Origin of the sequence: Occallatibacter sp., assembly GCF_049802275.1 — a bacterium.
Taxonomy (GTDB): domain Bacteria; phylum Acidobacteriota; class Terriglobia; order Terriglobales; family Acidobacteriaceae; genus Telmatobacter.
Genome location: NZ_JBARMD010000641.1, coordinates 1 through 9,022, shown reverse-complemented (window position 1 = coordinate 9,022; position 9,022 = coordinate 1). Strand labels below are relative to the sequence as shown.

General features: G+C 57.6%; 9 protein-coding genes. 5 read left to right on the top strand and 4 right to left on the bottom strand.

What is annotated here, in order from left to right:
* Together WA354_RS21635 and glgX are read left to right on the top strand one after the other, a co-directional pair.
* Positions 1-1,470, top strand: a 1,470-nt coding sequence (locus WA354_RS21635; RefSeq protein WP_472815096.1) for a PP2C family protein-serine/threonine phosphatase, incomplete at its 5' end; no start/stop codon positions are given.
* Between the two features lie 62 nt (positions 1,471-1,532).
* Positions 1,533-3,677 (top strand): glycogen debranching protein GlgX, encoded by a 2,145-nt coding sequence (glgX, locus tag WA354_RS21630; RefSeq protein WP_472815095.1) that lies wholly within the window; start codon positions 1,533-1,535, stop codon positions 3,675-3,677.
* A 34-nt stretch (positions 3,678-3,711) separates the two neighbouring features.
* On the opposite strand, the gene WA354_RS21625 is transcribed toward glgX, so the two are convergent.
* The 3 genes from WA354_RS21625 to WA354_RS21615 form a co-directional block, all read right to left on the bottom strand.
* On the bottom strand, positions 3,712-3,912 hold the full coding sequence (locus WA354_RS21625) for a Flp family type IVb pilin (RefSeq protein ID WP_472815094.1): 201 nt from the start codon (positions 3,910-3,912) through the stop codon (positions 3,712-3,714).
* Positions 3,913-4,150: 238 nt separating this feature from the next.
* Entirely contained in the window at positions 4,151-5,503 is a 1,353-nt protein-coding gene (locus tag WA354_RS21620; RefSeq protein ID WP_472815093.1) for an inositol-3-phosphate synthase, read from the bottom strand.
* Positions 5,504-5,610: 107 nt separating this feature from the next.
* Positions 5,611-6,249 carry a DedA family protein gene (locus tag WA354_RS21615; RefSeq protein ID WP_472815092.1) on the bottom strand — a complete coding sequence of 213 codons (639 nt, stop codon included), beginning with the start codon at positions 6,247-6,249 and terminating at the stop codon, positions 5,611-5,613.
* Positions 6,250-6,382: 133 nt separating this feature from the next.
* Here WA354_RS21615 and WA354_RS21610 point away from each other — a divergent pair, with 133 nt between their 5' ends.
* The 3 genes from WA354_RS21610 to nth all read left to right on the top strand — a co-directional run bounded on the left by WA354_RS21610 (position 6,383) and on the right by nth (position 8,630).
* Positions 6,383-6,916, top strand: coding sequence for an REP-associated tyrosine transposase (locus tag WA354_RS21610; RefSeq protein ID WP_472815091.1), 534 nt, complete (start codon positions 6,383-6,385; stop codon positions 6,914-6,916).
* Between the two features lie 164 nt (positions 6,917-7,080).
* Positions 7,081-7,908, top strand: a complete 828-nt coding sequence (gene hemQ / locus WA354_RS21605) for a hydrogen peroxide-dependent heme synthase (protein WP_472815090.1) — start codon at positions 7,081-7,083, stop codon at positions 7,906-7,908.
* 5 nt (positions 7,909-7,913) lie between these two features.
* On the top strand, positions 7,914-8,630 hold the full coding sequence (gene nth / locus WA354_RS21600) for an endonuclease III (RefSeq protein ID WP_472815089.1): 717 nt from the start codon (positions 7,914-7,916) through the stop codon (positions 8,628-8,630).
* 26 nt (positions 8,631-8,656) lie between these two features.
* On the opposite strand, the gene WA354_RS21595 is transcribed toward nth, so the two are convergent.
* Positions 8,657-9,022: uroporphyrinogen-III synthase (locus tag WA354_RS21595; RefSeq protein WP_472815088.1), on the bottom strand; the 366-nt coding region annotated here is incomplete at its 5' end.

The following is a 9,022-nucleotide window of genomic DNA, read 5'->3' as shown; positions in this document are numbered from 1 at the left end:
CTTAAGGGCTATACCAACTTCTTCTTCAACCGGAAATTCGAGCTGGGCCCTCCGCACGAATTGGAGGAGGCGCTCAGTCTGTGGTCGGTGCGCACGCTCTTCGAGCGTCTCCCGCGCCTTGTGATTGCCATCCTTCTGTTGTTCCTGTCGGTATTCCTTCTGACCCTCTACTTCACGCAGAAGGGACATCCGGAGTATCTCTGGTTGGCGTTGCACGAACTGGTGCAAGTACCGACCAGCATCATCGATCAGGCCAGCAGTTCCGCGCTCCTCGACAACATATGGTCAGGCGGACTCTACCTCCAGCTCGTGTTCATTTCAGCCTATCTGTACTTTGAGTTCCTGGTTGCTTTCCTCGCGCTGAAGCGCCGCTGGTACATCAAGGCTCTGCGCTATACGGCACCGATATTGGCGCTTATTGCTCCGACGATTCTGCTTGTCGGTCACAATAAGGCGGTAACCATTGCCCTGGTCGTCGTGCTGTTGAGCGCCATTTTCTGGGTGATTGGCTGGGCGATCTTTGTCTTCCTGACGCTGATTATTGCCACGATCAAGCGGAACTTCGAAGCGGGGCTGCTGCTGATTCCGCTGGTGCTGACGATGGTTGGCATCATCGAGCCGTTTTTGACCGGCGGCATGGGAGAGATAGGCGGCGGCACCTACAAATCTCCACTGACGATCCAGGCGGGGCCGATCCCGATCCACTTTGCGGCGATTGCGGATTTCGCCGGACTGCTGGCCATCATTGTCATCATCTTTGTGCGCTTCCTGCGCATTCACCACGAGCAGGAGCGCGCCAGCGGCGAACTGGCGGCTGCGCGCAGCGTGCAGGAATTGATGATTCCGCGCGAGAAGGTGGAGACGCCTGGGTACGAGGTGGACTCGGTTTACAACCCGGCGACCGAAGTCGGCGGCGACTTCTTCCACATTGAGCCAACAGCAGACGGTGGCCTTTTGGTGATTCTTGGCGACGTAGCCGGCAAGGGTTTGCAGGCTGCGATGAATGTGTCGATGCTGATGGGGGCGCTGCGACGCACCGCGGAGAGAAGTCCGGCGCGGATACTTGAGTCGCTGAACCGGGTGTTGATTGGCAGCGACAGCTTCACAACCTGCCAGGTTTGCTGGTTCGGGCCGGACGGTGAGGTGGTGGTTGCCAATGCGGGCCATCTGCCGCCGTATTTGAATACCCAGGAGGTCAGGCTGCCCGGCGGACTTCCGCTCGGCGTTGTTGACGATGTGGCGTACGACGAAGTGAGGCTCTACCTGCATCCCGGCGACCGGCTGCTGATGATGTCGGATGGCGTCGTAGAGGCGCGGCAGGGGTCAGGCGAGCTGTTTGGGTTTGATCGCGTGCACAATCTGAGCAACCAGACAGCGTTTTATATTGCGGACGCGGCGAAGGCATTCGGGCAGGAAGATGACATTACCGTACTGACCATTCGGCGGCTCGCAAAGGCGATGGCGGCATAGTCCTCTGCTTTTCCTGGCAGCAACAAACAACGGTACTTATCTGGCGTGCATCGAAGCGCATAATGAGCCGCACGTTGCTGCCCGGTAAGCCCTATCCTTTAGGATCCACGGCACACAGGAAAGGCACGAATTTTGCTCTCTTCTCAGAGGGGGCAGATCGCGTGGACGTGTGCTTCTATGACGCAGATGGAAACGAGACGGACTGCGCGACGCTGCGCGAGCGGACAGCGTTTGTCTGGCACGGATTCATCAGGGACATCAAGCCTGGACAGCTTTACAACTACCGCGTTCACGGGCGGTGGGATCCGAAGCAGGGACTGCTGTTCAATCCGGCGAAGTCGCTGGTCGATCCGTATGCGAAAGCGATCTCAGGCCAGGTTGATTGGAAGGCCCCCATTTTCCCCTACGATGTTGCTTCAGGCGACCTGCTGAAGATTGACGAACAGGACAGCGCGCGCGGTGTGCCGAAGTCTGTCGTGATTCATGATCCGTTTGATTGGGCGGATGACTGCAAACCCGAGACCCCGCTGCCCGATTCGGTAATTTACGAGGCGCACGTCAAAGGGTTTAGCTACCGCAATCCCAAAATCCCGGAAAACCTGCGCGGAACGTACGCCGGGCTTGCGCATCCGGCTAGCATCGACTATTTCAAAAATCTCGGCATCACCGCGGTGGAATTACTCCCCATTCATCACTTCATCGATGAAGGCCATCTCGTTGAAAAGGGACTGCGCGACTACTGGGGTTACAACACGCTGGGATACTTTGCCCCGACCTCGCGTTACTCTTCCAGCGGCGACCAGGGCGGCCAGGTGCGCGAGTTCAAAGAGATGGTGAGGGCGCTGCATGCGGCGGGCATCGAAGTGATTCTCGACGTGGTGTACAACCACACGTGCGAGGGCAACCACATGGGTCCGATGCTGAGTTGGAAGGGCGTAGATAACGCAACCTACTACAGGCTGATGCAGGACGAGCCGCAGTTTTACATGGACTATACCGGCACAGGGAATTCGCTGAACGTGCGCAATCCGCAGGTGCTGAAGATGATCATGGACTCGCTGCGCTATTGGGTCACGCACATGCACGTGGACGGGTTTCGCTTTGACCTGGCGGCGACCCTGGCGCGCGAACTGCACGACGTGAGCAAACTCTCATCGTTCTTCGACACGATTCATCAAGACCCAACACTGGCCGAGGTGAAGCTGATTGCTGAACCGTGGGACGTGGGCGAGGGCGGATACCAGGTGGGTCAGTTCCCTGTTTTGTGGGCGGAGTGGAACGGGAAATATCGCGACACAGTGCGCAGGTTCTGGAAAGGGGATGGAGGGCAGTTGTCTGATTTCGCGTATCGTCTTACCGGATCGAGCGATCTCTACCAGTTCGACGGGCGCAAGCCATATGCGAGCATCAACTTCGTGACTGCGCATGATGGGTTTACCCTCTGCGACCTGGTGAGCTACAACGAGAAGCACAACGAGGCGAATGGCGAGGACAATAAGGACGGATCCGACAACAATGACTCGTGGAACATGGGCGTTGAAGGGCCGACGGATGATCAGGAGATCAATCGCCTGCGCGAGCGACAGATGCGGAATTTTCTTGCCACGCTGCTGCTGTCGCAAGGCGTGCCTATGCTGGCAGGTGGCGATGAAGTGGCGCGGTCGCAGATGGGCAACAACAACTGCTACTGCCAGGACAACGAGCTCACCTGGATGGACTGGAATCTCGACGAGCGCCGCGAGCGATTGCGGGAGTTTACATGCAGAATCATTCAGCTTCGGCTCGCGCATCCGAACCTGCACCGGCGGAAGTTCTTCCAGGATCGCGAAGTTCGCCGGCGTTCTGACGGAAGCCTTGTGCTGCTCGAAAAGGACGCGGTGTGGTTCAATCCGGACGGCAACGAGGTGTCAGACGATGCCTGGAACGCCGAGTGGAACCGCGCCATTGCGCTGCTGCTGAATGGTTGCACTCTGCAAGTGTCGGATGAAGATGGGGACCCTGTTATCGATGACAGCTTTCTGCTGCTTGTGAATGCAGCCGATCAAGGGGTGGAGTTCACGATTCCGCAATCTCCGCGCGGCAAGGCCTGGCGGCAGATCGTAGACACGGAAAATCTTGAAGATCCCTTCGGGGTAACCGCGGTGGGGGATTCTGTGATCGTGGGCGGACGGGCGCTGAAGTTGCTGCGCGACGGACCTATTTCTTGATGGAGTCGTGCGCAGTGTCTAAGGCCAGCGCGGGTTATTGCGCAACGCCGTTCACGATGACCGTGCTGATCGAAATGAAGACCCGATTGACGCTGGTGGCAATGGCCGCCTCGCCGGCGATGCATCCGAAGGCAATCAGACCCACCGCCATTGCATATTCGGTCATTCCCTGGCCTTCTGTGCGATCGAGCAGGGTCCTTGCGGCGAGATACAGTTTCAGGATGAGGTCTTGCACGATCGATCCTCCTGGTCACTGGATGTAACTTCGACGATCTAGTCCCGCCGGATGATCACCCAGCAACGGTCGTTCTTACTAGAACGCAGACGAGGCATCGAGGATAGATGTCAGGGGTTCATAGACCTTAGTTCCCGGGGCGTGAAATGCATATTTAAAGCTGAATAAAAAAGCCCCACCTTCAGGGTGAGGCTTTGATCCTGGCCGCTCAGCGAAAGGCAACTGCACCCGCCGTTGGCTAGTCGTAGTATTCGAGGCCCAGGTGCGTGATCAAGTCGGCGCCCATGATGTGGCGAAGGGTGTTCTTGAGCTTCATGGACTGGATGAAGAGATCATGTTCGGGATAGAGGCCCTCGCGGGTCTGAGGAGACTTGAGGTAGAAGCTCAGCCACTCCTGTATGCCGATGGACTGGAGCGATGGCGTGCGCTTCGCGAGATCGAGGAACAGGACCAAATCAAGCGCGATCGGAGCAGCGAGGATGGAATCGCGGCAAAGGAAATCGACCTTGATCTGCATCGGATAGCCGAGCCATCCGAAGATGTCGATATTGTCCCAGCCTTCTTTGTTGTCGCCGCGTGGCGGATAGTAGTTGATCCGGACCTTGTGGAAGATGTCTTTGTAGAGGTCGGGATAGAGCTCGGGCTGGAAGATGTACTCGAGCGAACCGAGCTTGGACTCTTCCTTGGTCTTGAAGGACTCGGGATCGTCGAGAACTTCGCCGTCACGGTTGCCGAGAATGTTAGTGGAGTACCAGCCGGAGACGCCGAGGAGGCGCGCTTTAAAGGCCGGCGCGAGCACTGTCTTCATGAAGGTCTGACCGGTCTTGAAGTCCTTGCCGCAGATCGGCGCCGCGTTCTTTTTAGAGAGCTCGATCATAGCCGGCACGTCGACGGTCAGATTTGGCGCGCCGTTGGCAAACGGAACACCCTCTGTCAGCGCCGCGTAGGCATAGATCTGTGAGGGCGCGATGCCGGGATCGTTGGCCTCAAGGCCTTTCTCGAAAGCTTCGATGGACTGGTGAACAGCGGACGGCTCGAGGAAGATTTCAGTCGAGCCACACCAGATCATGACGACGCGATCGACTGTCTTTCTGAATGCCTGTATGTCAGCGCGCACCTGCTCAGCGAGATCGCGCTTGTTCTTGCCCTTCTTGACGTGCGTGCCGTTGAGGCGCTTGACGTAGAACTGGTCAAAAACAGCGGGCAGCGGCTTGATGGTTTCGAGGTAGGGCTTGAGCTGCTGAAGTGTTTCCTTGTCGAGAACCTTGGCGTGTGCGGCGCTTTCGTAGACGTTGTCTTCGAAGATGTCCCATCCGGTAAAGACGATGTCGTTCAGGTCAGCGAGCGGAACAAAATCCTTAACCAGCGGCGACTTGTTGTCAGTGCGCTTGCCCAGGCGGACAGTGCCCATTTGTGTGAGCGAGCCGATGGGCTTCGCCAAACCGCGTCGCACAGCTTCAACGCCGGCGATCATCGTAGTCGCCACGGCGCCCAATCCCACAACCATCACTCCCAGCTTGCCCTTGGCGGGCTCGGGCATCGCAACCGATGCGGCTCCTGCCTTCTGGCCGCTTTGTTCTGTATTGCTCATTTCGTTTTTCCTAACCTTCCTTTGATCGCTTTACAAGTCACAAAATCCAAAAAAACACAGACGCAACAGTGTACTCCCGCAAGCCGGTGACCTTCGCGGCCCATGGCTCACGCTTCGCTGGCTTGGCGGAAGCGGTTGATGTGCGTCCAGACGAACCAGATAATCGCGGCGAGCAGGCCCAACTCGACGACGAGATGAAAACGGTGAAACGCCTGTTCAAATCGCGGATCGGTATGCCACGCTTCACCGAGCTTCATGCCGGCGTAAGCAAGCGCGTAGCACCAGGGCCATGATCCGATGAACGTATAGATGTGGAAACGCAGCTGCGGCATTCTCGCCACACCCGCCGGAAACGCGATGAAGGTGCGGACCACGGGGAGAAGGCGACCGAGCAGGACGGTGATGGTGCCGTATTTTTCGAAGAATTTCGTCATGCGATCGAGGTCGTGATGGCTCATCAGCACCCAGCGGCCGTAGCGCTCAACCAGCGGACGACCGCCCGCGGCGCCGACCCAGTACGCAATGATGGACCCCAGGTTGCAGCCGATGGCGCCCGCAGTCGCTGCCCAGAAAAGGCTGAAGCGTCCGGTGTAGACCAGGTAGCCAGCGAAGGGCATGATGATTTCGCTGGGAAGCGGGATGCAGGCGGACTCAATCCCCATCAGGGCGGCGATGCCGGCGTATCCCAATGAGCCGATGACCTGGGTGACGAAGTGGATCAAGTAGGGCAGAATGCGTTCGGTCATGGGCTTGTTTCAGTATAAAGCTTGAAATTGCCTCACAGGGGCCGTTGAGCGCGAATCAAAAGAGAGAGATATATAGAGAGGGATCTTCAAATCGTTCCATTCCATGACGGAGGGAGCGTGGGCCTTCAGGCCCATGAATAGATGTGACGCGCAACGCAGGGCCTTTAGGCCCGGAGTCTCTATTCTGCCGGAAGTGAAACTCGCACCGCAAGACGTTCGCACTTATTTCGTCACGACGGTGACGGCTAATCGCCGCACGCTCTTTCAACTCGAGTCTGCGCCACGATTGATGCTCGATGTGCTCCAGAGTTATCGACGCCAGCATCGATTTGAACTGCACGCCTTCGTGGTTATGCCAGACCATATCCATCTTCTGCTCACGCCAGCTCCGGATGTTTCGCTCGAGAAGGCACTCCAGTTCATCAAAGGAGGTTTCTCATTTCGCCTGAAGAGCAAAAGAGATGTTTGGGAGCGAGGATTCAACGAGGTGCAAATTCGGACCGCGGAGAAGTTTGAGGCGTGCAGGAGATATATCGAAGAGAATCCGGTTCGGGGGCGATTGGTCACGGCGTCTGGGGAGTATCCGTTTTCTTCCGCATCCTTGTCCGAAATGATTGATCCCATCCCCGATCATTTCACTCTGGGGCGGAGAGAGACCCGGGGCTAAAGCCCGCTGTTATTTGCCGCGGCATTCAGAGGCCTGAAGGCCCCTGCTCCCTCCGATTGTCAACGCCCAGCTTTGGCAACCCAAAGGGCGCTGCTCCCTTCTAGAGGCTTCGAATCAACCTGCTACGATTGAGTTGATTTCAACGCACGAATGAGGTGTTTCCGTTGGCTGAGTTTCCTCCTGTACCGCTCACGCTTGAAGGGTCTGCACTGCTGCATCAGTTCTTCCGTTTTGACTGGAAGGCGTGGCGGGGTTGCGCGGACGGCGAGCGTTCGAACATTGCAGCAGAATTTACTTCGACTCTGAAGAAGCTGGAGCAGGGTTCGGGCAGCGGAGCGCAGACGGGATTGTTTTCGCAGCTTGGGCATAAGGGCGATCTGATCCTCGTACATTTTCGCGAGTCGTTTGACGCGTTGAACCAGGTGGAACTGGATCTGGCGCAGACTGCGTTCTACGACTTTCTGACGCCGACGCACTCGTATGTTTCTGTCGTCGAGCTCGGACTTTATGAGTCGAGCCGCAAGACTTACGAGGCGGCTTCGGCGAAGGGATTTGAGAACCATACGCCTGACTGGAATGCGGAAGTTCAGGGATCGCTGAAGCGTGGCGCTGAGGCGATGAAGTCGCGTCTCTTCCCTGCTATTCCTGATGCGAAGTATCTGTGCTTTTATCCCATGGATCGCAAGCGCGGCGAGCAGGTGAACTGGTTCACGGTTCCGTTTGCAGAGCGGCAGCGGATGATGCATGAGCACGGGATGATCGGGCGGCGGTATGGCGATGTGGTGAAGCAGATCATTTCCGGATCGATCGGAATGGATGACTGGGAGTGGGGCGTCGATCTGTTCGCCGATGATCCGGTGGTGTTCAAGAAGCTGATCTACGAAATGCGATTTGATGAAGTGAGCGCGGTGTATGCGCTGTTCGGGCAGTTCTATCTCGGGGTGAGGCTGCCGGTAGAGAAGTTGGGTGGGTGGCTGGAGGGGAAGCTGTAGAGGACATGTCAGCAACGAAAGCCTTGCAGAAAAAGAAATCGTTGAAGAAGTCGGCCAATCGTACTTCGGCCTCTCGCGATCTTGCGCCGGAGCGGATTGCGGCGATTTTGAAGGCGTTGGATGAGGCTTATCCGGATGCGGTTTGCGCCTTGACGCATCGGTCGCCATGGGAATTGCTGGTGGCTACGATTCTTTCGGCGCAATGCACCGACGTTCGCGTCAACATGGTGACGCCGGAACTGTTCAAGCGATTCCCTACTCCCGAGGCGATGGCGAAGGCAGAGATTCCGCAGTTGATCGAAATTATCCGGACTACGGGGTTCTTCAATAACAAAGCGAAGTCGATCAAGGGCGCGGCACAGGCCGTTGTCGATCGATTTGGGGGCAAGGTTCCGGAGACGCTTGCGGAGTTGATCACCGTTCCCGGTGCGGCGCGGAAGACGGCGAACGTGGTGCTCGGCGTAAGCTATGGCAAGGCTGAGGGCGTGGTGGTGGACACGCACGTGTTTCGCATTTCGCGGCGGCTCGATCTAACGAAGTCAGACACAGCTGAGAAGGTGGAGCAGGACCTGATGCGGATTCTGCCGAAGGATCACTGGATTCGGTTTTCGCACCAGGTGATTCATCACGGGCGGCAGGTGTGCGTGGCACGTAATCCCAAATGCGACAAGTGCAACCTCGAGCAGCTTTGCCACTCCAAAGACAAAACCTGGCAGAGTTGAAAAAGAACTTCCAGCTTCAATTAGAACTACAAATTGAGACTTCGCTCGACCGCGGCGATGAGGCCCGGAATGTCGTGCGTATGGGCTTCGGCGTCGGGCTCCCAGCGCAGCTCGCGAAGCGTGGCACTGGTGACGGGGCCGATGGAGATGGCTCTCACGCCGGGAAATGGGAAGGCGATTGCGGCGGCACGGGCAACCTCGGCGAGGTGAGCAGCGCTGGAGGAACTGGTGAATGTGGCGGCATCGATGCGCGAAGCGAGTGCGGCGCGTAGCAGATCTGGCGCGCCGGCGGGGATCGCGTTCTGATAGGCATCCACGACGTTTACGGTCGCGCCGGATTTGCGCAGCGCGTCGGGGATGATGTCGCGGGCGATGGCGGCGCGGGCAAGCAG

What these genes read in the sequence shown, in the direction of transcription:
- glgX (WP_472815095.1), top strand. Translation starts at nt 1,533, where the DNA reads ATGAGCCGCACGTTGCTGCCCGGTAAGCCCTATCCTTTAGGATCCACG.
- WA354_RS21620 (WP_472815093.1), bottom strand. Translation starts at nt 5,503, where the DNA reads ATGAGCAATACAGAACAAAGCGGCCAGAAGGCAGGAGCCGCATCGGTT.
- WA354_RS21615 (WP_472815092.1), bottom strand. Translation starts at nt 6,249, where the DNA reads ATGACCGAACGCATTCTGCCCTACTTGATCCACTTCGTCACCCAGGTC.
- WA354_RS21610 (WP_472815091.1), top strand. Translation starts at nt 6,383, where the DNA reads ATGAATAGATGTGACGCGCAACGCAGGGCCTTTAGGCCCGGAGTCTCT.
- nth (WP_472815089.1), top strand. Translation starts at nt 7,914, where the DNA reads ATGTCAGCAACGAAAGCCTTGCAGAAAAAGAAATCGTTGAAGAAGTCG.